Here is a 21,135-nt window from a genome sequence, read left to right on the forward strand (position 1 = left end):
CTCGTCCACGTGGATCGCGCGTCCGGCGCACTGAGCGCCGGGCAGGCGCGCGAGCCGGCAGGCAGCATCCGCGACACGGGCGTGCCGTCCTACGTCGCTGTCCTGCCGGACGGCCCCGCGTACGAAGGAGCTGGGCGGACCGGCGGCGGGGGCGACCACGGGGTCGAGGGCGACCGTGGCTCCAGCGGCCTGTCAGCGGGTGTCGCGGTGGTCCTCCTGGCCGTCCTGGCCGCGCTCGGCGGAGGCGGCCTGTACCTGACGCGGCGCGGCCGCAAGCACCGCCGTGAGCGGGAGCGGGCCGACCTCGAGCAGATACGCGGCGCGGTCGAAGAGGACATCACCGCCTACGGCGAGAAGCTCAGCCACATGGGCCTCGACCCATCCGACCCAGCGTCCACGCCGGACCCGAGCAGCGTCCGCCGTCCTTCTTCGACCCGCGGCACGGCCCGTCGGCCCGGGACGTCGAATGGGCACCAGAGGGCGGCAGCCGACGGACGATCCCGGCATGCGCCGCGGACGACGGCGAGACGGGCGTGGACCACAACCTTTCATTTGACACATAGGTTCTCAGGGCAAGGAGAGCGACATGCTGCTCATTGGGCTCATCATCCTGGCCGCGGCGGCTGTCATCGGCGTGGTAGGCGTGCTGGGCAACCTCGGCGGTGGGCAGGCGCTCACCGATGGCTTCTCTGTGTTCGGCTTCAACGGCGCCGGCTACACCGGAACGGTGTTTCTCTCCGGGATCGTGATCGGGGCCGCCGCCCTGCTCGGGCTGAGCCTGATGATGGCCGCCGTGCGCCGCAGGCACGCCGCGCGCCAAGGGCTCACACGGCACCGCCGGGAGGCCGCGCCGGTCGACCGGGATCGCGATGCGGTGGCTGGCAGACACGAGCCCGCGGACGACGAGTCCGCCCGCGGTACTCGGCGCCATGGCCGACCGCATCTATTCGGGCACCGCACCGCCCATCGATAGGAAGGCAGTGACTCATGAATGTCGGGAAGAAGATGGCCCACACGGCCGAAGCGGTCCGAGGCAGCGCCAAAAAGGCGCTCGGCCGGGTCACCGGTAACCGCCGTATGCAGGCGGAAGGGCACGGCGGCAAGGTGAAGGGCAACGCCAAGCAGTCCGGTTCGAAAATCAAGGACACCTTCCGGCGCTGATCCACGGTAAACGATCACAGGACGCGGCTGGGGGTGGCAACCCTTTCGGGGGGGGGCCGTGGCGCGTCAAAGACTGGGATCAAAATGAGGTCAGTCTGCGTCTGGAATGACGGTTGAGCAGTCTTCGCCAAGGGCTGCCGGGTGGGGGTGAGGGGCGACCGCATCGTCTGAGCCGCGAGGAGAGGGCGTTCGCGGTCCAAATGCCTCCCACGCCTGCCCACCGCCCGCGCTTACGCCGCACCACCCGCCTCACTGCCCGGGCCTCCGCCGGCCCGGGAGCGAGCTTGGTCCGGCCCGGTCAGGATGGCCACCGCACTCAAGACCGCTGCCTGATCAGACCGCTGGGCACAAGCCCGTCGGCGCGGCGGCCGGACACTTGGTCCGGCTGTGGCGCCCGGTGGGCGAGCTTCGCAGCATCGGTGTGTGGCGCGCCGACAGCGAGGCGGATCTGCGCGCAAAGGCGCTGGGGACCCTGCCCCTGCCGCCTGGATGACCGCGGTGGTCACCGCCGTACAGCCGCACCCCAACGACCCGGGCGCGACCGGCTGGATGCGCTGTTCGGGGACGTTGGTGACGGGCGACTCGCCGTGAGGGGGGTGCTTGAACGGGGCGACGGCCTCCGGGTTCGGTGTGGATGGCGATATCTACCACCGGCGCCCAGGAGGCCCTGTTGATCCGCCGTAAGCCTACGAACGCTCCCAACCGGGCGAGCTGATCCCCATCGACGCCAAGACACTCGGCCGTATCCCCGACGACGGCGGCGGCCATAAGACGCTCGGCGGGCAGCCGGCCGCACGAAGTCACTGGGCCGCTGTGGCGGACGCTGTCCACGATGGTCAGTCCGGCCTGCTCCAGGTGAGTTCGGCTGTGCGTTCCGCACCCCACAGGCGGGTGGGAGTGGCGACGCCGAGCGTGAGGAGTGAGCCTTCGAAGCCCACTTTCCGGACCTGGGACCGTCCGATCCAGTTCGGGAAGAGGCTGGTGGTGACGTGGTGTTCGACGGTTGTGGGATCGATGACTTCGAACGGCCCGCCGTAGGCAACGTAGCCGACCGCTGCCCGGGCCAGTTCACCGGCCGACGCGTCCTCGAGACGTGCCGATCTCATGGGCGGGCGGTCGCCGCGCCCCAGCTGGGCGGACATGTATCCCTGGGGGGTGTAGACGATCAGGCCGTAGGGGGTGGGGCCGAGGGGGTGGATGACCTCCCCGTCGGTGCTCGTCGTGGTGTAGGACACGAGGTGCCATGCGCCGAGCAGCTTCTTGCGGACCTCTTCGCGGGCCTCGCGTTCATGCCCCGCGGCCGGTTGGTCGGCAATGGTCATGGAAAGGGGGTCCCTTCGTTCCAGGAGAGCGAACGGGCCCCGTTCGGGAGAGCCTACGGGGCCCGTGGCCAGGGTCAGTGCTGGGCGAGCTCTCCGTCGACGAGCCGCCACAGGTGTAGCGGGTTCGCCTCGCGCAGTGGCTGCGGCAGCAGTTCGTCAGGAAAGTTCTGGTAGGTGACCGGGCGTACGAACCGCTCGATCGCGCCCATGCCCACGGAGGTGAAGCGGCTGTCGGAGGTGGCCGGGAACGGGCCGCCATGGGTGGAGGCGTAGGAGACCTCCTGCGGGATCGAAAAGGCGTTGAACACGATGCGTCCGGTGCGGCGCTCCAGGATCGGCAGGAGCCGTTCGACGCCGGGGCGGTCGGCGGCCTCGGCATGCACGGTCGCCGAGAGTTGTCCGCGGAAGGCGCGGGCCGTCTCGAGCAGCTGATCCGAGCCGGTCAGTCTGACCAGCAGGATCGCGGGGCCGAAGACCTCTTCGCGCAGGGCCGGCGCGGCCAGCAGTTGCTCACCGGTGACCTCGTACAGCAGGGACTGCCCATCCCCTACGTGGGTCGGTGTCGGTCCCGCGCCGATCAGGGTGGCGCCCTCACCCTGCATACGCTGTACGTTGCGGGTGTAGGAGTCGTGGATGCCGGGTGTGAGCATGGTCCGTGCGGCCGCCTTCTCGACCTCGGCTGTCGCCGCGTCACGCAGTTCCTGGAAGCCGGGTCCGTCGATGGCGAGGAGTATGGCGGGCTTCAGGCATGCCTGCCCGACGTTGTACATGGCGCGCTGGACCAGGCCGCCGCCGATCTCCGCCCCGCGGGCCGCCAGGGCGGCGGGCAGTACGAAGGTCGGGTTGACGCTGGTCATCTCGGTGAACACGGGGATGGGGTCGGGGCGCCGCTGAGCCCGGCGGTAGAGGGCCATGCCGCCGCCCTCGGAGCCGGTGAAAGTGACCGCCCGGACCAGGGGATGGTCCACCAGGGCCTCACCGATCTCGTTGCCGGCGCCACGGACGAGGGAGAAGACACCTTCGTGCAGTCCCGCCTCGGCAACGGCCTCCTGGATGACACGGCCCTGGATTTCGGACGCGCCGGGGTGTGCGTTGTGAGCCTTGACGACGACGGGGCAGCCTGCTGCCAGGGCCGAGGCAGTGTCGCCACCCGCCACTGAGTAGGAGATCGGGAAGTTGCTGGCGCCGAAGATCACCACGGGCCCCAGGGCCACCTTCTGCAGCCGGTGGTCCATGCGCGGTGCGGGCCGCCGGTCCGGCTGTGCGGTGTCGATGGCCGCCTGGAGGAAGCGGCCCTGACGGACAACGGTGGCGAACTTGCGGAACACACCGGCGGTCCGTATCACCTCGCCCTCGAACTGGGCGGCGGGCAGGCCGGTCTCCAACGCGGTCCGCGCGGCGAGTTCGTCCTTGACGGCCTCGAGCTTGTCCGCGATGAGGTCGAGGAACGCCGCCCGCTCGGCCGGCCCGGTGTGGCTGTAAGAGTCCAAGGCATCGTCCGCCAGGCGGACCGCACGGTCGACCTCGGCCGCGCCACCGAAGGCGAACTCCGGCTCGATGAGTTCTCCGGTGGCGGGGTTGAGCGCCTTCATCGTCCCCGCGGTGGCGGGCATACCTGCCGCTCCGAGCAGCAGTTCTCCGGTCAGTGTCATGCGTGCGCTCCCTTGAAAGCGGCGGTGAGCTCGTCGGTGGTGGTGATGGCGTGGGCGTAGGTGGGGCCGTTCAGCTCGTGCGCGGCGTGCATCATCTCGGGGAGGAGCGCCGCGGTGGCGTCACGGACCAGCGTCACGTGGTAGCCGAGCTCCATGGCAAAGCGCCCGGTGGACTCGATGCAGGTGTTCGCCAGCAGGCCGACGATCACGACGTGGGTGATGCCGTGCTGCTTGAGCTGGAAGTCAAGGTCGGTGTTGGCAAAACCGCTCTGTGCCCAGTGCTCCTGCACCACGGTGTCGCCGGGCCGCGGCTGGAAATCGGCGTGGAACTCCCCGCCCCAGGTACCGCGGGCGAAACTGTGCCGCTCCATGATGGCGCGCTGGGTGGGGTTGGGGTGGTCCCACGTCTCGTAGTCACCCGGTTCCCAGCGACGGTGGGGAACGAACACCACGCGGACACCGCTCTCGCGGGCGGCGGTGACCACGGAGCGCAGGTGGTGCAGCAGCCCCACCTCCTCCGCTATGGGCTCCAAACGCGGCCAGATCTTGCCGCCCTGGGACAAGAAGTCGTTGTAGGGGTCGACCAGCAAAACGGCCGTATGGCGGGGGTCACAGGTCTGGTGCACGGGTTCCATTCCAATCTGGATGACGAATAACATCCAGATTGAAGATTACGTCGGTCATCCTGAAAGTCAAACGAACAGCGCCGAATCGCCCCTACGGGCCCAAGGTGTATGATGCACATCATCCAGATGCGCGGTGGTTGCACTGCGCCGCCCCACGGAAGGCAGGGCCGGCATGGGCCACTCACAGGCGGAGAAGGTGGCGAGCCGCGAACGGGTGCTGCGGATCGCGTCGCGCAAGATCCGCGCCGAAGGCGTCAGCCGCCCCGGCATCGCGGACCTCATGAAGGAGGCCGGGCTCACCCACGGCGGCTTCTACAAACACTTCGACTCACGTGACGATCTGATCGCCCAGGCCGCCGCCGTCGCCCTGGCCGAGGGATCGGCGAAGATGGAGCGGTCCGCACGGAAGAACGATCAGGACGCACGGGCCGGTCTCATCGACGGCTATCTCGCGAAGCGACACCGCGACGGACCGGCCACCGGCTGCGCACTCGTCTCCCTGGGAGCCGCCGCCGGACGCGGCGACCAGCACTTCAAAGAGTCCTATGAAAAGCAGGTCCGCACGTACCTGGAGCTGATCGCAGGCCTGGACGACGACGCCGCGGATGCCCGGGCCGAGGCAATGCTCACCCTCAGCGCCCTGGTCGGCGCCGTGCTCATGTCCCGGGCCGTGGCCGACCAAGACTTCTCCGACGAGCTACTGGAGACAGTCGCCAAGCAACTCAAGTGACACGCGTCGGAACCCCTGCCGCCCACCACCGTCTGACGCCCACCCCGGACCGCACTGCGGTCCGGCGGGATTCCCGGCCACGCCGCACCACGTACCGCAGCCGACGCGACCGGTGACACCGACCGGCCGGTCCAGGCCGGTCTCACAACCGTCCGCGCCGACCCGCCGCGGACACCCGCCGAAAGACGGGAGGCACCGGCACGGCGGACCGGACGGGGCGGGCCGCGCCGCCGACCCCGAGGCAGAGCCACAAGGGCCGGACCAGCGGCGAGGCTCCGGGAGAGCTACCAGACGGACGCGCCGCAGTCGACCGCGTAGTTGGCGCCTGTGATATACGCCGCCCGGCCAGAAGCCGAGGGCCGCACCGGCGCAGACGCACTGCCCGCAACAACTAGGCGTTCGACGTCTCGCCATCCGAGGGCGGGAGCAGGCCGTGGAGGACGAGACCTGAGAGTGCGTCGGCCATGCTGTTTCTGTCCTGCTCCGTCGTCGGCGCGGCGGCGGGATTCAGCCGGTCGGCGATCGGGTCTTGTGCCAGGGCCAGCGCGGGGCCGGTGACGGCGAAGTACAGGATGTGCGTCGGCACGCGTGGAATGCGTCCGGCCGCCATGAGGCTGTTGATGGTCGGCTCGATGCTGTCCCAGAAAGGCTTGATGAACCGTTGATGCAGGTAGTCCAGGCGGCTGGAGTCGCGAGTTGACTCATCCTGGATCAACCGGTTCATTTCCGAGGCGTTCGCGGCCAGCCGGTAGAGCTGGACGATGACGCTTCTCAGACGTTCGTCATCGTCGCGGCACTGGGCGAGCAGCCGGTCGAGCGCAGGATGGGCGTCCAGCAGCGCGAAGTCCACGACAGCGCGCCAGAAGTTCCCCTTCGACCCGTAACGGTCGTTGATGAAGTTGTGGCTGACGTCGAGCCGCCGGGCCAGCTCCCTCATGGTGGTCGCGGCATAACCGAGCTCGGCGAAGGTGTCGAGACCCCGTCGGAGGATCTCGCTCTCATCCAGCAGGACAGGAGCGTACTTCCCGCGCGCCGGCACCTCCGATGCCTCTAGCTGCCTTCCGTCGGTCACTCCGCCATCGCTCCGTCCGGCACCAATCGGCCTCATCTTGATCGTTCGCACGCTCCACCGACCGTCGAGCTCGTCGTCTCCTGCGATGCCTGGACATGGCACCGCAGGCCGATCACCGGCGGCCGGGCCTTCGAGGTGATCCCTCGGCGCGTGGTCCAAGTCTTTCATGCGGGCCACGGCACGAAGGCGGCGTGCGCTCCCGGTCCGGAACTGCTTGACGCTTGTCAGGCACCGATGCATGCTTGACGCAACAAGTAAATCGGTGCCTCCAGGCACTGACGACGCCCCTCAGGAGTTGCACCGTGATCTTCAGGAAGGCCCATGAGGCCCTTTCCGCCCCTGCCACCACCTCCGCGCCCACACGACGCAAGAAGGTGATCGGCGCCATGACCGGCTTCGCCGTCGCCGCCACCCTCACTGCCGTGGCCGTCCCGGCCTCGGCGCAGAACCAGGGATCGCACGGCGCCGCCTCGTCCGGCCTGGCGACCCACCACCACTACCGGTCACCGTTGCAGGTCACCTCGGCTTTCTACGCCAGCTACAACGGGGACCTGGCCGCCGGCTTCGATCGCTACATCTCGAAGGACCTGGTGCTCCACGGGTTCAACGGCCCCGAAAGCCGCGAGGACTGGCTCAAGGGCGACCTCAACATCAAGGCGGGACTCACCGGCTTCACGATGACCGTCCTGGACCAGATCGTGGAAGGCGACAAGGTTGTCACCCGCTGGAGCCTGGGAGGCGTCCACACCGGAACAATCTTCGGCATCCCCGCCTCCGGCCGCGAGGTCCGGCTCAGCGGCATCTCCATCGACCGCGTGATACACGGCCAGTCCGTCGAACACTGGTCGGAAGGGAACTTCGGCAGGTTCCTGGACGAGCTCCGGGCTGAGACACCTCCCGACACCACCGCCCCCGGCGCCAAGTAGCGCTGGGCCGACGACCCGGCCTTGGCGGCGGAGTGCTCTGGTCAAGGCCTGGTGACGGACCTATTCCGCGCGCACCGCACACAAGGTGCACCCGGGGACCGGCCGCGAATGCGATGCACAGAGCCACCCGCACAATCCACTGACCAGGAGAAATTCCATGGCAACTCTTGACGACAAGGTCGTGCTGATCACCGGCACCGGCGCAGGCATGGGTCGCGTCGCGGCGCTGGTGTTCGCGCGAGAAGGTGCAAAGGTCCTCGGATGCGACATCCGGGCTGATGCCAACGAGGAGACAGTCGCACTCGTACGCCGCGCGGGCGGCGAGATGACCGGCGTCGCGCCGATCGACCTCACCGACCCGGAACAGGCTCAGCGGGTCGTCGAGGACGCCGTGACCGCCTATGGCGGGCTCGATGTCGTCTACAACAACGCGGCCTCGCTGCGCTTCGGACCGATGCCCGATTTCCCTGTCGAACACTGGCAGGCCACCATTGCCGGTGAACTCGACATCCCCTTCTTCGTGTCGAAGTTCGCATGGCCCCACCTGGTCCGGCGCGGTGGCGGCGTCATCATCAACGTCGCGTCCATGGCCGGCATGATCGCTGGCGAGAACCCCCCGATGGTCGGACACACCGCGGCGAACGCCGGCGTCATCGGCATGACCCGGCAACTCGCTCTCGAAGGCGCGCCGCACGGAATCCGTGCCGTGGCGATCAGCCCCGGCCCCGTCCTGACCCCAGCCAGTGACCGCGACCTCGGCGACAACCAGGCGGCCCGGGACGCGATCACCAGCAAGACACTCCTCAAGCGCTTCGCCCAGCCCGAGGAGATCGTCGAGCTGGCCGCCTTTCTCGCTTCCGAGCGAGCGTCCTACATCACGGGCGCCAACTACGCGGTCGACGGCGGCGCGAGCGCCTGGTAGCTCACCGAATCTCACGCGTAGCGGAAGCCGACCGACAGCCAGAGCCACCAACCGGCACAGGGGCCCGCCCGCGGCGAAGGCGCGGGGGGCTCCGGATGGCAGCGCTGCACCGCCTTCTCCCCCGCCGCGGCAGAAGCTGTGGCGCTGCCGGAAGAAGCACCGCATGCGTAGGCCGCTCAGCGGTATCGACGGACCGAGCCGGCCGCAAAGGTGGCTGACCACCTCACATCACCGCCGTCCGCCACACGGCCCGTACGACACGGCCACCGTCGATGTCCGCTCCGGAGGAGCTCTGTGGGCGTTGAAGGGCCGACCGGGCATCTTCGACCGGCCGTCAACGCCGGCGGACCGCCCGCGCACCACACCTTCGGCTCTGCGGAGTTCGACGGGATCATGCCAGGCGCCGCGTCTTCCGGGGGGGGACCGCGCGACACCGAACGCCTGATGCGTGCGGCAGCGCGAGTTGGCGTCGCCCACCGGCCGGGCACCCTGCTCGTCCACGTGCGAGTGCGGTTGGGGCTGGCGACGGCGTGAACACCGTCAGGACGACCATCTGCCTCAGCGCCACTTCGCACCGCAGATCCATGTTTGACTGGAGTCGACCGGTCGTCTAGTTTTAGGTGGCCGGTCGGCTGCTGTTTCGGCAATCCCCACCGCTCGCACTCCCGGAAGGCCACCATGGACACCCAGGGACGGAAGGTCGCCGTCATCACCGGCGCGTCACAGGGCATCGGAGCCGGGCTCGTCGCCGCCTACCGCAAGCTGGGCTACGCCGTCGTCGCCACTTCGCGCAGCATCGCCGAGTCGCCGGACATGGGCGGGTTGCAGGCCGCCACCAAGGCCCTGGCCATTGAGTACGCATCGCGGGGAATCCGCTCCAACGCGGTCGCCCTGGGCACGATCAAGACCCCGATGCACCCCGAGCAGCACCACGCCGCGCTCGCCGAACTGCACCCGGTGGGTCGCATGGGCGAGGTCGGCGACATCACCGATGCGGTGATCTATCTGGAGAACGCCCCCTTCGTCACCGGGGCGATCCTGCCCGTCGACGGCGGACAGACCGCCGGACACTGACCATGGCAGGGGCCGCCGGGCGTCATTGACCAGTCCTGCACGCGCATGGGCGCGACGATCGGCGACCGTTGCCCGGCGTCGGGACAAGCATTGTCCCGCCACAGGAAAGGAGCACCTTCCGTGGCTTCAGCACTGGCCTCCCTGGGTGTGAGTACCCCCGTCCTGGCCGCGCCGATGGCCGGTGGCCCCAGCACACCCGCGCTGGTCGTCGCGGCAGCGCGGGCGAACAGCCTGGGCTTCCTCGCGGGCGGTTACAAGGACGCCGACGCTTTGGGCGAGGAGATCACCCAGGTGCGCTCCAGCGGCATCTCATTCGGGGTCAACCTCTTCGCGCCCGGACCGTTGCCAGTCGATCCGGCGGAGTTCCGGCGCTACGCCCGGATGATCTCGCCCGAAGCCCGAGCGCACGGCATCGATCTCCTGACCCCTGGAGTCGTCGAGGACGACGACCGCTGGTCCGACAAGATCGAGTTGTTGCTGTCCGAGCCCGTGCCGGTGGTCAGCTTCACCTTCGCCGTCCCGGACGCAGCGATCATCGCTTCGCTGCGCGCCGCGGGAACGCTCGTCCTCCAGACCGTCACCTCACCGGCAGAGGCGCTCCTGGCCGCGCAGGCCGGCGTCGACATGCTGGTCGTTCAGGCTTCGGCGGCGGGAGGTCACTCGGGCACGTTCACCCCGCGGTGGACTCCGGTCGTCGTGCCCCTCCCCCGGCTGCTGGGGGAGGTGAGGCGATCGGTGTCGCTGCCCCTCATCGCCGCGGGCGGGCTGGCGAGGCCCACCGATGTCGTCCAAGTCCTGCAGGCCGGGGGCACCGCCGCCATGGTCGGTACCGCCCTGCTGCGAGCCGACGAGTCCGGGACCTCGCTCCCCCACCGAGCCGCGCTGGCCGACGCGGCCGACCGAGGAACCGTGGTCACCAGGGCCTTCACCGGCAGGCCGGCACGGGCGCTGCGCAACCGCTTCACCGACCGCTACACCGATCTCGCGCCCTTCGGCTACCCCGCACTGCACCACCTGACCAGCCCCATGCGCAGGGCCGCAGTGGCCGCCCGGGATCCGGAGCGGATCAACCTGTGGGCCGGCGTCGGCTACCGCCACGCCACCGCCGAACCAGCGACCCAGATCCTGCAGAGGCTGGCCTCGCGCCTCTGAGGCCGTCATGGTCTCCTCCTCATGCGGTCCCGCAGGCAGCAGACCGTCCGGGCCATTGGATTGCCGTCGACGTGCCAAGCAGAAGGTCGGTGACGCTCCCACACGCGCGGCACCCGGCGCCGACCCAGTTGCTACGCCAATCAATTTTCTGCTTGCAGAGTCAAGCGCTACGATTCGTCCATGAGCAGCAGCAAGAAGCCGGCCGAGCCGATGAGTGCGGCCGAGGACGCCTTCATCCGCGTCTTGAGCCGGGTGCTGCTGGCGATGCCGCGCGCCGTTGAGCACGACATGGCACGCGGAGGGCTGCTACCACTCAGCGAGTACACGGCACTCATGCATCTCTCCGAAGCCGAGGGCCGGACGATGCGGATGAGCGAACTCGCCTCCGCGTCCAACCTCTCCCTCAGCGGCATGACACGCATCGTCGACCGCCTGGAGCGGCGAGGTCTTGTCAAACGCATGAGGTGTGACGAGGACGGCCGCGGCTGGAACGCCGTCCTCACCGACGCCGGTCTCGCCGCGTTGACGGAGTCCTGGCCGATCCACCTCGCCAGCGTGCGCCGACACGTCCTCGACCACGTCCAGGGCGAAGACCTGCATCAGCTCACCAAAGTGCTGCAACGCATCGCCACTGACCCGTGACTCATCTGGCATGCACGCTTTACACCTCGCCGGCCGAGCGTCAGCGCAGCCTGAGGCGACGGCTCACAGCGGGGCCGAGCCCGGGTCGGGGAAAATGAGCGCGCCGAGCATGTCGTTCCACCCCCGCGGGAGCTGGAGAACGAGGGGCGGGGTGACAGCGGTATCGCCACCGCCCCGCCGCTCTGCCGCCTTCATGTCATGCCGTTCCAGGGCAGCGGCACATCTCGTTCATGTGCCCAAAGCGGACAGTCACTCAGGGGAAGCCGGAGGGTAGGTGGGGACGACCTTGTAGCTGATGGCCGGGTAGGGCAAGTTCCCCCAATGCAGGCCGGTGACGTTCGAGTACAAGTCGCCGGGCTCACTGGGGGAACCGGTCTCGCAGTCCTCGCGGAAATACACCTTGACGTCGGCGAAAGCGAAGTTGGCCACGGAAAGCGCAGGCTCCGGGAGGGTCCGGCATTCGGTGTCGGTGGCCGCGATGGGGTACACCGTGCCGGTGAGGTCTTTCCCGGTGTAGAAGCCGGCCTCGCCCCAAGGGATCTCAGTCGCGGCGGCAGGCTGGGCGAGGGCCGTGCCCACCAGCAATGCAGCCCCGGAGAGGGCAAGGACGGCACCGCCGAGGCGTCTGTTGCTGTGAATGGTCATACGTGCGCTCCTTTGCGAACGTCTCCGGCGCCGACGCTACGGAACGATGAAGCACTCCACACCGACCGACTACCGGATTTCCTTGACGTGTCAATCATCTAACAGGAGACGCAACGTCTGCTACCCGGAGTGAAGTTGACCTCCGTCACACCTCGCGTACGGTGCGTCAGGCTCCGCCACGACGTCGTCTCACAGCTCAGGCGGCTCGGGCGCGACCGGCAGCGGCAGGCGGGTGAGCGCGGCCCGGTACTCGGCGACGATGCGCTCCACGACAGCGGCCGCGGGGAGCACCGTGTCGATGAGTCCCGCAGACTGGCCCGCCTCCACCTTGCCTTCCCGGACCCGGCCGTACAGGGCGGCGTCCCTGAGGGTGGCAGCCTGGAACTCCTTGCGCCGCACGTCGATTTCGGCACCGGATTCCTCAAGGCGGCGCATGCGCGCGGTGAACTCGTTCTCCAGGGCGCGGATGACACCGAGGCCGTGTCCGACGGTGCGGGTGCCGTCGACACCGGCGGCGAGGACGGCGGCCTGGTAGTCGGGGTGCACGGTGGCTTCCCGGGTGGCCAGGAAACGGGTGCCGAACTGGGCGGCCCCCGCGCCCAGGGCGAGCATCGCGGCCAGTCCGGAGCCGTCCGCGATCCCGCCGGAGGCGATCACCGGGGTTTCGGGGACGGCCGAGACCACGGCCCGGATGAGGACCTGCGTGGTGACCATCGAGGGCGGCGGGTGCCCGCCGGCCTCCGCGCCGACGACGACGAGCCCGTCGACGCCCGCGTCCACGGCCTTGCGGGCGTGCTCGACACCGGCGACGACATGCAGGCAGACAGTGCCGACGGCACGGAAACGCTCCAGGTAGCGGCGCGGTCCGCCCTGCGAGGCGATCAGTACGGGGGGCCGACGGGCGAGGAGCAGATCGATGACGTCGTCGGCCCCCGCCCGGTGGAGCGGCAGGTTGACCGCCCAGGGGCGGTCGGTGCCCGCGGCCATCTCGTCGAGGGTACGGGCCAGGTCGTCCAGACGCATGGGCCCCGCGGCGACGACCCCGAGGCCACCGGCCTCGCTGACCGTCAGCGGCAGGGCCGAGCACGAGGAGGCCCAGGACATGCCGGCCTGGATGACCGGAAGGTCGATGCCGAGCAGGCGGGTGACGGGGGTGGGGATGCGGATCACGCCGGTCATGCCGGCACCTCGTCGTCCCGCCGCGCGAGCAGCCCGCGGGCGTGGGCGGCGAGCCGGTTCTTCTGCACCTTGGAGCTGGCGGTCATACCGATGTCCTCGAACCCTTCGACGATGCGCAGATGGCGGGGGACCTTGAACCCGGCCATGCGGGTGCGAGCCCAGGCGATCAGTTCGCCCTCGGTGGTGCCCGGTTCGGTGAGGACGACGAACGCGAAGACCACCTCGACCAGCCGCTCGTCGGGGACACCGACCACGACGGCATGCCGCACCCGCGGATGCCGGTGCAAGGTGTTCTCCACGTCGGCCGGTGCGACGTTCTCGCCACCGACCCGGATGATGTCCTTGGTGCGACCCACGAAGTGCAGCCGGCCCGTGGCGTCGAGCGCGCCGACGTCACCGGTGGCCAGCCAGCCGTCGGGGTCGATGGCGGCGGCGGTCGCCTCCGGCGCGTCCAGATAGCCCCGCATGACGTTCCAGCCGCGCACCAGGATCGAGCCCGGCTCGCCGGGACCGCAGTCGCGGGTGTCGTCCGCGGCGCGGATGCGCACCTCGACGCCAGGCTCCACCAGCATCGCACCGGACGCCCTGACCTGGTCGTCCTCCCACCAGCAGGACTGGGCGACATTGGGCGAGGCTTCGGACAGGCCGTATCCGGCGACGCACTCGGTGGCACCCAGCTCGTCGATCACCCGGCGGATGACGGTGGGAGAGGCCGCGACCCACGCGCCCCGCAGGTGCAGCGTGCGGTGTGCGCGGTCGGGGTGGTTGAGCAGCATCAGCGCGATGGTGTCGTTGCCGGAGAAGTGTGTGCAGCGTTCGCTCTCCAACAGCCGCAGCGCTTCGGCAGGTTCGAAGCGCGCCATGGTCACCAGGGTCGCGGCGTGCTGGATGGACGCCAGTACGGACAGGGTGCTGCCGGCGACGTGGAAGAAGGGCCGGGCGCTGTGGAAGCGGTCGCCGGGGCGCAGGCCAAGGCGCGCACCGGAGAAGAACGCGTCGGCGCACATGCTGCGCTGGGTGAGCAGCACGCCCTTGGGGTGGGATGTCGTGCCGGAGGTGTACTGGACCAGCAGGATGTCGTCGGGGGTGCCGGTCGCGGGGACCTCGCCGGTGGCCCCGGCCAGGAACTGCGGCCACGCTGTCGCCCACTCGGGCACCTCCTTCCCGCACACGACGACTCTCTCCAGGTCGGGCAGGCCGCGGCAGGTGGCCGTGGAGTCCTCGCCGATGCCGAGCTCGCGCAGGATGGCGCAGAAGTCGACACGCAGGACGCGGTCGGCGACGAACAGCGTGGAGACCCTGGCGTGGGCGAGGGTGTGGTGTACCTCGTCGGCGGTGTACCGGGTGTTGACGGGGATGGTCACCGCGCCGACCGAGCCCAGGGCGACGAACAGGGCAACCCAGCGCGGCCCGTTGCCGAGGCAGAGGCCGATCCGGTCGCCGCGGCCGATGCCGGCGTTGGTCAGGGCGGCCCGGATCCGTGCGACCTCGGCGGTGAGTTCCCCATAGGTGATCCGCTCCTCGGCGGTGACCACGGCCTCCACGTCGGGGGCGAGCAACGCGGCCCGTTCCAGCGCCTCGTGGGCGGTCAGGGGGCATGCCGTCCTGAGGTTCATCGCTTCTCCTCGTCGGTGATGGTCGCGTTGCCGGCGCCACGGCGGGTGAACCGGTCGACGCCGTCGCGCCAGCCGTCGTCGGTGAGGCACTGCTCGATCGCCGCCATCTCGATCCTGATGCCGCGATCGAGGTCCGTCTCGCCACCCAGGTCGACGGCCCGTTTCGTCAGCTCGATCGCCAGGGGCGGAGCCTTCGCGACGGTGCCGGCGATCTCCGCACCGGTCCGCGCCAGCCGCTCCTCGGGAACCACCTGGCAGACGACACCCAGGTCGAGGGCCTCGGTGGCGGGCATGGGGCGGCCGGTGAACAGGAGTTCTTTCGCTCGGCGCCTGCCGATGACGCGCTGCAGCCGCTGGGTGGCGCCCACCGTGCCCCAGTGCGGTTCCGGGAAGCGGAACGTGGTGCCCTCGGCGGCGATGGCGAAGTCCGCGGCCAGGGTGATCTCTCCGCCGGATCCCACGACCGCGCCGTGCACGAGTGCGACGACGGGGCGACGGCACCGTTCGATCGCGTCGTAGGCGGCGAACGAGGCGATACGCCTGCGGCGGACCCAGGCGGCGTCCCGGCCGGCCCGCTCCTTGAGGTCCGCCCCGGCGCAGAACGCCGGGCCCTGCGCGGACAGCAGCACCACGCGGACGGAGTCGTCGGCGTCGAGCTCCTCGAAGACCGACCGCAGCTGCCTGCACATCGGCAGATCGACGGCGTTACGGGCCCGGGGCCGGGCCAGTTCGACACGGGCGATCCCGTCAGCCACCGTACAGCGCACTCGCGGGTCCGCGGGGGTCGGCTCGTCGGTCCCGGACATCTCAGATCACCCCCGAGGCCCGCAGGTCCTCGATCTCGCCGCGGTCGAGCCCGGCGAGCTCCGTGAGCACCGCGTCGGTGTCGGCGCCCAGCAGCGGCGGGGCGGCGGTGGGCGGCGGCGCGCCGGTGGTCTCCCGCAGCGGGGTGCGCAGGGCGCGGAAGGTGCCCTCGGTGGGATGCTCGAACTCCGCGACGACGTCCCGCGCCCGAGCGTGCGGGTCGGCCAGGGCCTCGCGGACGCCGCGCACCTCGCCGGCCGGGATGTCGGCGGCGCGCAACTCCTTGAGCAGCGGATCGCGGTCCCGTCCGGCGATCGCCGTCCGCAGGGCGGTCATCACGCGCTCGCGCCCGGCGACGCGCCCCGCGTTGTGCCGCAGACCGGGATCGGCGGCGAGGTCGTCAAGACCGAGGGCGGCGCACAGCGGTACCCAGTGCTGGTCGCTGCCGCTGATGTGCAGCCAGCCGCCGTCGGCCGTCTGGAACGCGGCGGACGGGACCCGGCCGGGATGCTGGGTGCCGGTGCGCACCGGGTCCTCGTCCAGGGCGAACAGCCGGGCCGCGTTGAGGGCCTGCAGACTGAGCTGGACGTCCATCATGGAGACGTCGTAGTGGCGGCCGTGGCCGGAAGCGGCACGCCCGGCCAGACCGGTGAGCGCGGCGATGGCGACCCACAGCCCAGAGGTCATGTCCGCCACCGGGATCCCAGCCTTGCTAGGCGGGCCGTCCGGTTCCCCGGTCACCGCCATGACGCCGGACAGCGCCTGGAAGACGGTGTCGTAGCCCTTGCGGGTGCGGTCGGGGCCGCTCTGCCCGAAACCGGTGGCGGACACGTACACCAGGGCCGGGTTGTCCGCGGCGAGCCGGTCGTATCCCAGTCCCAGCCGTTCCATGGCACCGGGCAGGAAGTTCTCGACGACGACGTCGGCGCCGGTGGCGAGGCGGCGGGCGAGGTCCTGGCCGCGGGGGTCCTTGAGGTCGAGGGTGATCGATCGTTTGCCGCGGTTGAACGCGAAGAAGTAGGCGCTCTCGCCGTGCGGCAGACGGGGCTCGAAGCCACGGGTCTCGTCGCCGCGGCCGGGGCGTTCGACCTTGATGACGGTGGCTCCCAGCTCGGCGAGAACCTGGGTGGCCATCGGGGCGGCCAGGACCCGCGAGAAGTCGAGGACGGTGATGCCGCCGAGCGGGCCGGGCGTGGGGTGCGCGCTCACCGGCGGAACCCCCGCATCAGTGCGTTGACGTCCTGGCCGGCCCGCATCGCGGCCTCGGTCGGCAGATCGGCGACACGGTAGAAGAGGTCCTTGGCCGCGTGGATGGCGCGGGACTCCACGGCGGCCCACCGCTCGGCTGTGCCGAGTGCGGCCTCGACCACCTGGTCCGGCTCGACGACACGGTTCACCAGGCCGTGTGCCGCGGCCTCGGAGGCCGAGAGCAGCCGGCCCGTGCTGATCAGCTCGAAGGCGAGCTTGCGGCCGAGGTGGCGCTGGAGCCCGGTCATGACCAGAGCGGGCACGATCGAGTGTCGCAGTTCGGGGTAGCCGAACTTCAGGTCCGTGCCGGCTATGGCCATGTCGGCGCCGATGGCGAGCCCGGCGCCACCGCCCACCGCGGCGCCGCGCACCGCGGAGACGACCGGTGTGCCCATCCGCTGCATCTGCGTCTGCAGGTGCGCGGTGAGCGCCGCCCGCTCCAGGACGGCGTCCGGCTCGTCGGGGGTGAGGGTGGAGAATTCCGACAGGTCGGCGCCCGAACAGAAGCCGCGGCCGGCGCCGGTGAGGACGACGGCGCGGACTTCGCGGTCGTCCTCGGCCGCGGTGAGCGCGGTGCTCAGGGCCCGGGTGAGCGCGGTGTTCAGCGCGTTGAGCTTGTCGGGGCGGTTGAGGGTGAGGACGCGGACCGGGCCGCGGTCCTCGACGAGCAGCACATCGGCGGCCGCTTCGCCCGTGTCGGCCGGCTGCCCGCTGGTCGTGACGGTCACGGAAGGTTCTCCTCGGGGGGTGGGGTGGGGAAGCGTGCGGTGGGGCGGGTCAGGCGGCGGCCGCGGAGCGGGCGAAGCCCGCGCGGGCCACCATGCTGTGCAGGGGCCGGCCCAGGGCCTCCTCGCAGGCCCGGGACGCGGCGGCGAGCGCGTCGAGGTCGATGCCGGTGTCGGCCCCCATCGCGTCGAACAGGCTCACCAGGTCCTCGGTGCAGACGTTTCCGGTGAGGCCGGCTCCGTAGCCGATCCGCGACGGATGGCCGCCGACGCCGCCCAGGGCGCTGTCGAAGTGGCGGCAGCCGGCGTCCAGGGCGGCGACCGCGTTGGCGATGGCCGTTCCTCGGGTGTTGTGGAAGTGGGCGACGATCGGCAGCCCGGGGTGGGCCCGGTCCAGCCGGGCGAAGAGGCCGGTGACGGCCGCGGGGGTGGCGACGCCCGTGGTGTCGCCCAGGGTGACGGCATCCGCGCCGAGGTCGACGAAGCGGGCGACGTCCTCGGCGACCCGGCCCGGGTCGACGGAGCCTTCGAAGGGGCAGCCGAACGCGACGGACACCACCCCGATCAGCCGGAACCGGTCGCCGGCGAGCGCGACCATCTCGGTGACCCGTTCCCACTGGTGCTCCCGCGTGGTGCGCAGGTTCTTCCGTGTGTGGCTCTCACTGGCCGACACCAGCAGGCTCAACTCATCGGCGCCCGCACCGCGTTCGAGGTCGGCCAGGGCGCGCTCGACGGCCCGCGGGTTGGGACACGTCGCCTTGAACGCCACACCGGGGCGGTCGGTGACGCCCGCCAGCACCTGGCTCGCGTCGGCGAAGGCGGGAACCCATCGCGGATGGCTATAGCCGGTCGCCTCGATGCGGCGGAAGCCGGCGTCGGCGAATGCCTCCAGTAGGGCGATCTTGGTTTCGGTGGGCACGAACGTGGGTTCGTGCTGCAGCCCGTCCCGGGCGAAGCATTCGCAGATCGTGACCGCGTCGGTCATCGAGCCACCTCCTCATGGATGACTCCACCACAACTACCCCCGTCATGTTGATAAAGTCAACACTCAGGCGTCGTCGAGCTGATCTCGCTCCCGCTGTTCCAGGGACAGCGCGAGATCGGTGAGCTTCTCCAGGGCGCGCCCCAGCACCCGCACCTCCTCGCCGGAGAGGACCTCCGCGAAGGTCGCATCCCGCTCGTTCGCCGCCGCGATCAGACCCCGGTACACCGTCACCCCGGCCTCGGTGAGAGCCAGTTGGCGGCTGCGCCCCGATCCTTCGGTGCGGCCGACCAGGCCCCGCTCCACCAATCCCCGCACCACTCGGCTCACCTGTGCTTTATCCAGTCCCGCCCGCCGGGCCAGGCGGTTGAGGGTCAGGGTCGGATCGGCCGCGATCAGTGCGATCGTCCGCCACTCGCCGAGGCTGACGTCGAACTCGCGGCGGTACCTCAGGGCCGCGCTGCGCGACAGCGCCGACGATGTGCGCGACAGCCGATAGGACAACAGCTCGGAGATCGGCACCAGGTCTCCGCCACTCTCACGTTTCACCATGGGTGGCATGGTATCTCCGCCGTAAGTGTTGACTTTATCAACGTGAGCGGCGGAAACTCGCACCGCCCGCCGCCCCGGCGACGCAGCCCCTCTCAGCAAAGGAGTCGTACGTCGTGGCCGACCCTTCAACTCTCTCCGGATCCCAGGACGCCGACGCCGCCGATACCTCCTCGGTCGACCGCACCGCGACCTACCGCACCATCGCCTGGCGTCTCATGCCGCTCCTGGTCATCTGCTACGTCGTCAGCTTCATCGACCGCACCAACATCGGCATCGCCCAGCAGGGCCTCGAGCGCGACCTCGGCTTCGGCTCCGCCGTGTACGGCCTGGGCGTGACCCTCTTCTTCGTCGGCTTCATCCTCTTCGAGGTGCCGAGCAGCACCCTGCTCGCCCGGATCGGCGCCCGTAAGACACTCGTGCGCATCATGGCGTCCTGGGGTGCCGTCACCATCGCCACATCACTCGTCCAGAACGAGATCACCTTCTATATCGCCCGGTTCCTCCTCGGTGTCGCCGAGGCCGGCTTCTTCCCCGGGGCGCTCTACTTCCTGTCCCGCTGGTTTCCCTCCGCCCGGCGTACCCGCATGACCGCGGTGTTCTTCGCGGGCGTGCCCATCTCCGGCATCCTCGGCTCCCTCATGTCCGGCAGCATCATGCACAGCTTCGGCGGCGTGGCCGGCCTCGCCGACTGGCAGTGGCTGTTCCTCATCGAGGGCATTCCCCCGATCGTGCTCGCCGGCGTCGTCCTCCTGTGGCTCGTCGACGAACCCGGACAGGCGCGGTGGCTGACCCCCGCGCAGCGAGCGGCCGTACGCGCGGACCTCGACGCGGACCAGCGGCGCAAGAGCGAAGAAGAGGCGGCCAGCGGCGGGCACGGCGGTCTGCGCCTCGCGCTGCGAGACCCCAAGGTGTGGATCATCGGTCTGTGTGCCTGCGGCGCCTACACCCTGGCCAACGCCGTGTCGTTCTGGACGCCTCGGATCATCGCGGAGGCGGGCGTCGGCGACGTCCTCGACCTCGGGCTCTTCTCCGCCCTGCCGCCCCTGCTCGGCATCGTGGTCATGCTGATCGTGGGACGGCACTCCGACCGCACTCTCGAACGTCGCTGGCACACGGCTCTCAGCTGGACCGTCGCCGCCCTCGCGATGGTGGCGCTCTCGGTGTCCAGCGGCAGCGTCTTCGTCGTCGTGGCGCTGCTGGCGATCCTCGCCGCGGCACACTACTCCGGCCTTACCGTCTTCTACTCGATCCCCTCCATCTACCTGGGAGAACGCGCGGCAGCCACCGGAATCGCCTTCGTCACCTCGATGGGCTCGTTCGCGGCGGCCGCCTCCCCGTCCCTGCTCGGCTTCATCCAGGCCGGCACCGGCAGCCTTGCCCTCGGCCTGCAGATCAGCGCCGGTATCGTGCTGCTCGCCGTCGTCCTGCTGCTGCTCGGGGTCAAGGCGAGCGATCTGCGGGAACGACGGTCCCCATGAGGCGTGCGGCGGGTCGCCCGAACAGCCGGTGGCCCGGGAGATGGTTGAACTGCTCGCCGAGAACGTTCCGTAGCGCCAAGCCGCTGGGCGGACCGGGCCAAAAGGAGTCCTGGCCGCTCCTCCCCCGGCACTCAGGCTGAGAAGACCTGCCTCGCGGCCGTGATGGCCGTCATGGCCTTGGGCCGGCCGGCGCAGAAGGCGAGGTGGGTGATCGCCTCGATGAGTTCGGTCTCGGTGACGCCGTTCTCCTTCGCCCGTCCGAGGTGGAAGCCGAGCACTACAACAGACACCGGCCGCATCGATCCCTCAGACAACGGGCGCCGGACCGGCTCACCGAGTCCCCACCACCCATCGCCACCGACAAAACCCGCATCTCCTGACGCGATCGACTCGGCGGCCTCATCCACGAATACACGCAGGTCGCATAGGGCGACACATTTCCGGCACCCTGTTCCGCTCGAAAACTCATCGCGGCACGTCTTGCCGCATGCCCGTACTCGTTGATGACGCCACCAAGGATCCGCTTGCGCCTCGCCTCGTGCACTCCGAATGCCACCGCCGGCACCCGCTGGCGACGGCAAACGGACCACCTGAATCTGCGCTGCCTGCGAAGCCCTGGGGGCTTGC

The 21,135-nt window shown here is 70.1% G+C and carries 23 protein-coding genes and 1 pseudogene; 10 read left to right on the forward strand and 14 right to left on the reverse strand.

The window, feature by feature from the left end:
* Window positions 1-192 precede the first annotated feature (192 nt).
* Window positions 193-366, reverse strand: a complete 174-nt coding sequence (locus ACFYOY_RS38210; RefSeq protein WP_351904743.1) for a hypothetical protein — start codon at window positions 364-366, stop codon at window positions 193-195.
* 220 nt (window positions 367-586) lie between these two features.
* On the opposite strand from ACFYOY_RS38210, the gene ACFYOY_RS38215 reads away from it, so the two are divergent.
* The 3 genes and pseudogenes from ACFYOY_RS38215 to ACFYOY_RS38225 form a co-directional block, all read left to right on the forward strand.
* Window positions 587-973 (forward strand): hypothetical protein, encoded by a 387-nt coding sequence (locus ACFYOY_RS38215; RefSeq protein ID WP_351904740.1) that lies wholly within the window; start codon window positions 587-589, stop codon window positions 971-973.
* 14 nt (window positions 974-987) lie between these two features.
* Window positions 988-1,161 (forward strand): CsbD family protein, encoded by a 174-nt coding sequence (locus ACFYOY_RS38220; protein WP_351904737.1) that lies wholly within the window; start codon window positions 988-990, stop codon window positions 1,159-1,161.
* Between the two features lie 361 nt (window positions 1,162-1,522).
* Window positions 1,523-1,752 (forward strand): annotated as a pseudogene (locus ACFYOY_RS38225) (muconolactone Delta-isomerase family protein); the annotation flags it as partial.
* A gap of 245 nt (window positions 1,753-1,997) precedes the next feature.
* Here ACFYOY_RS38225 and ACFYOY_RS38230 read toward each other — a convergent pair.
* The 3 genes from ACFYOY_RS38230 to ACFYOY_RS38240 form a co-directional block, all read right to left on the reverse strand.
* Window positions 1,998-2,483, reverse strand: a complete 486-nt coding sequence (locus ACFYOY_RS38230) for a lipocalin-like domain-containing protein (protein WP_388592234.1) — start codon at window positions 2,481-2,483, stop codon at window positions 1,998-2,000.
* 74 nt (window positions 2,484-2,557) lie between these two features.
* The gene (locus ACFYOY_RS38235; RefSeq protein WP_351904731.1) at window positions 2,558-4,135 is read right to left on the reverse strand and encodes an aldehyde dehydrogenase (NADP(+)); all 1,578 of its coding nucleotides are present in this window, start codon (window positions 4,133-4,135) and stop codon (window positions 2,558-2,560) included.
* Window positions 4,132-4,761: an isochorismatase family cysteine hydrolase gene (locus ACFYOY_RS38240; RefSeq protein WP_388592236.1), complete on the reverse strand. Its 630-nt coding sequence runs from the start codon at window positions 4,759-4,761 to the stop codon at window positions 4,132-4,134. Before ACFYOY_RS38240 ends, ACFYOY_RS38235 begins: the two co-directional genes overlap by 4 nt.
* A gap of 172 nt (window positions 4,762-4,933) precedes the next feature.
* Between ACFYOY_RS38240 and ACFYOY_RS38245 the strand changes: the two genes are divergently transcribed.
* Window positions 4,934-5,491, forward strand: a complete 558-nt coding sequence (locus ACFYOY_RS38245) for a TetR/AcrR family transcriptional regulator (protein WP_351904725.1) — start codon at window positions 4,934-4,936, stop codon at window positions 5,489-5,491.
* Window positions 5,492-5,882: 391 nt separating this feature from the next.
* Here the strand turns inward: ACFYOY_RS38245 and ACFYOY_RS38250 are convergent, their stop codons facing one another.
* Complete coding sequence (locus ACFYOY_RS38250; RefSeq protein ID WP_388592239.1) at window positions 5,883-6,563, reverse strand: TetR/AcrR family transcriptional regulator; 681 nt, start codon at window positions 6,561-6,563, stop codon at window positions 5,883-5,885.
* A gap of 302 nt (window positions 6,564-6,865) precedes the next feature.
* Between ACFYOY_RS38250 and ACFYOY_RS38255 the strand changes: the two genes are divergently transcribed.
* The 5 genes from ACFYOY_RS38255 (at window position 6,866) to ACFYOY_RS38275 (ending at window position 11,279) form a co-directional block, all read left to right on the forward strand.
* Window positions 6,866-7,489: an ester cyclase gene (locus ACFYOY_RS38255; RefSeq protein WP_388592241.1), complete on the forward strand. Its 624-nt coding sequence runs from the start codon at window positions 6,866-6,868 to the stop codon at window positions 7,487-7,489.
* A 181-nt stretch (window positions 7,490-7,670) separates the two neighbouring features.
* Entirely contained in the window at window positions 7,671-8,411 is a 741-nt protein-coding gene (locus ACFYOY_RS38260; RefSeq protein WP_351904716.1) for an SDR family NAD(P)-dependent oxidoreductase, read from the forward strand.
* A 678-nt stretch (window positions 8,412-9,089) separates the two neighbouring features.
* Window positions 9,090-9,485 carry an SDR family oxidoreductase gene (locus ACFYOY_RS38265; protein WP_351904713.1) on the forward strand — a complete coding sequence of 132 codons (396 nt, stop codon included), beginning with the start codon at window positions 9,090-9,092 and terminating at the stop codon, window positions 9,483-9,485.
* A 120-nt stretch (window positions 9,486-9,605) separates the two neighbouring features.
* Window positions 9,606-10,637, forward strand: coding sequence for a nitronate monooxygenase (locus ACFYOY_RS38270; protein ID WP_351904710.1), 1,032 nt, complete (start codon window positions 9,606-9,608; stop codon window positions 10,635-10,637).
* A gap of 180 nt (window positions 10,638-10,817) precedes the next feature.
* The gene (locus tag ACFYOY_RS38275) at window positions 10,818-11,279 is read left to right on the forward strand and encodes a MarR family winged helix-turn-helix transcriptional regulator (protein WP_388592244.1); all 462 of its coding nucleotides are present in this window, start codon (window positions 10,818-10,820) and stop codon (window positions 11,277-11,279) included.
* A gap of 249 nt (window positions 11,280-11,528) precedes the next feature.
* On the opposite strand, the gene ACFYOY_RS38280 is transcribed toward ACFYOY_RS38275, so the two are convergent.
* The 8 genes from ACFYOY_RS38280 to ACFYOY_RS38315 form a co-directional block, all read right to left on the reverse strand.
* Entirely contained in the window at window positions 11,529-11,924 is a 396-nt protein-coding gene (locus ACFYOY_RS38280) for a hypothetical protein (protein ID WP_351902282.1), read from the reverse strand.
* 189 nt (window positions 11,925-12,113) lie between these two features.
* Window positions 12,114-13,103 carry a nitronate monooxygenase gene (locus tag ACFYOY_RS38285; protein WP_351902279.1) on the reverse strand — a complete coding sequence of 330 codons (990 nt, stop codon included), beginning with the start codon at window positions 13,101-13,103 and terminating at the stop codon, window positions 12,114-12,116.
* Window positions 13,100-14,719, reverse strand: a complete 1,620-nt coding sequence (locus ACFYOY_RS38290) for an AMP-binding protein (RefSeq protein WP_388592246.1) — start codon at window positions 14,717-14,719, stop codon at window positions 13,100-13,102. Before ACFYOY_RS38290 ends, ACFYOY_RS38285 begins: the two co-directional genes overlap by 4 nt.
* On the reverse strand, window positions 14,716-15,525 hold the full coding sequence (locus tag ACFYOY_RS38295) for an enoyl-CoA hydratase/isomerase family protein (protein WP_351902273.1): 810 nt from the start codon (window positions 15,523-15,525) through the stop codon (window positions 14,716-14,718). The genes ACFYOY_RS38290 and ACFYOY_RS38295 overlap by 4 nt, the downstream gene beginning before the upstream one ends.
* 1 nt (window position 15,526) lies before the next feature.
* Window positions 15,527-16,732 carry a CaiB/BaiF CoA-transferase family protein gene (locus ACFYOY_RS38300; protein WP_351902270.1) on the reverse strand — a complete coding sequence of 402 codons (1,206 nt, stop codon included), beginning with the start codon at window positions 16,730-16,732 and terminating at the stop codon, window positions 15,527-15,529.
* Window positions 16,729-17,499 (reverse strand): enoyl-CoA hydratase/isomerase family protein, encoded by a 771-nt coding sequence (locus ACFYOY_RS38305; RefSeq protein ID WP_351902267.1) that lies wholly within the window; start codon window positions 17,497-17,499, stop codon window positions 16,729-16,731. The genes ACFYOY_RS38300 and ACFYOY_RS38305 overlap by 4 nt, the downstream gene beginning before the upstream one ends.
* Window positions 17,500-17,548: 49 nt before the next feature.
* Window positions 17,549-18,481 carry a hydroxymethylglutaryl-CoA lyase gene (locus ACFYOY_RS38310; protein ID WP_351902264.1) on the reverse strand — a complete coding sequence of 311 codons (933 nt, stop codon included), beginning with the start codon at window positions 18,479-18,481 and terminating at the stop codon, window positions 17,549-17,551.
* A gap of 63 nt (window positions 18,482-18,544) precedes the next feature.
* Window positions 18,545-19,030, reverse strand: coding sequence for a MarR family winged helix-turn-helix transcriptional regulator (locus ACFYOY_RS38315; RefSeq protein WP_351902261.1), 486 nt, complete (start codon window positions 19,028-19,030; stop codon window positions 18,545-18,547).
* 113 nt (window positions 19,031-19,143) lie between these two features.
* Here ACFYOY_RS38315 and ACFYOY_RS38320 point away from each other — a divergent pair, with 113 nt between their 5' ends.
* On the forward strand, window positions 19,144-20,508 hold the full coding sequence (locus ACFYOY_RS38320) for an MFS transporter (RefSeq protein ID WP_351902258.1): 1,365 nt from the start codon (window positions 19,144-19,146) through the stop codon (window positions 20,506-20,508).
* Between the two features lie 131 nt (window positions 20,509-20,639).
* On the opposite strand, the gene ACFYOY_RS38325 is transcribed toward ACFYOY_RS38320, so the two are convergent.
* Window positions 20,640-20,798, reverse strand: a complete 159-nt coding sequence (locus tag ACFYOY_RS38325) for a carboxymuconolactone decarboxylase family protein (RefSeq protein ID WP_388592249.1) — start codon at window positions 20,796-20,798, stop codon at window positions 20,640-20,642.
* Between the last annotated feature and the right edge of the window lie 337 nt (window positions 20,799-21,135).

The sequence above is a fragment of the Streptomyces sp. NPDC007875 genome, assembly GCF_042868035.1.
In the GTDB taxonomy this organism is placed as follows: Bacteria; Actinomycetota; Actinomycetes; order Streptomycetales; family Streptomycetaceae; genus Streptomyces; species Streptomyces antimycoticus.

Bases quoted from the DNA above. Each gene is read 5' to 3' on its own strand.
- ACFYOY_RS38235 (WP_351904731.1), bottom strand. From the start codon at position 4,135: ATGACACTGACCGGAGAACTGCTGCTCGGAGCGGCAGGTATGCCCGCC.
- ACFYOY_RS38265 (WP_351904713.1), top strand. From the start codon at position 9,090: ATGGACACCCAGGGACGGAAGGTCGCCGTCATCACCGGCGCGTCACAG.
- ACFYOY_RS38310 (WP_351902264.1), bottom strand. From the start codon at position 18,481: ATGACCGACGCGGTCACGATCTGCGAATGCTTCGCCCGGGACGGGCTG.
- ACFYOY_RS38285 (WP_351902279.1), bottom strand. From the start codon at position 13,103: ATGACCGGCGTGATCCGCATCCCCACCCCCGTCACCCGCCTGCTCGGC.
- ACFYOY_RS38220 (WP_351904737.1), top strand. From the start codon at position 988: ATGAATGTCGGGAAGAAGATGGCCCACACGGCCGAAGCGGTCCGAGGC.
- ACFYOY_RS38280 (WP_351902282.1), bottom strand. From the start codon at position 11,924: ATGACCATTCACAGCAACAGACGCCTCGGCGGTGCCGTCCTTGCCCTC.
- ACFYOY_RS38290 (WP_388592246.1), bottom strand. From the start codon at position 14,719: ATGAACCTCAGGACGGCATGCCCCCTGACCGCCCACGAGGCGCTGGAA.
- ACFYOY_RS38295 (WP_351902273.1), bottom strand. From the start codon at position 15,525: ATGTCCGGGACCGACGAGCCGACCCCCGCGGACCCGCGAGTGCGCTGT.
- ACFYOY_RS38245 (WP_351904725.1), top strand. From the start codon at position 4,934: ATGGGCCACTCACAGGCGGAGAAGGTGGCGAGCCGCGAACGGGTGCTG.
- ACFYOY_RS38275 (WP_388592244.1), top strand. From the start codon at position 10,818: ATGAGCAGCAGCAAGAAGCCGGCCGAGCCGATGAGTGCGGCCGAGGAC.
- ACFYOY_RS38315 (WP_351902261.1), bottom strand. From the start codon at position 19,030: ATGGTGAAACGTGAGAGTGGCGGAGACCTGGTGCCGATCTCCGAGCTG.
- ACFYOY_RS38230 (WP_388592234.1), bottom strand. From the start codon at position 2,483: ATGACCATTGCCGACCAACCGGCCGCGGGGCATGAACGCGAGGCCCGC.
- ACFYOY_RS38215 (WP_351904740.1), top strand. From the start codon at position 587: ATGCTGCTCATTGGGCTCATCATCCTGGCCGCGGCGGCTGTCATCGGC.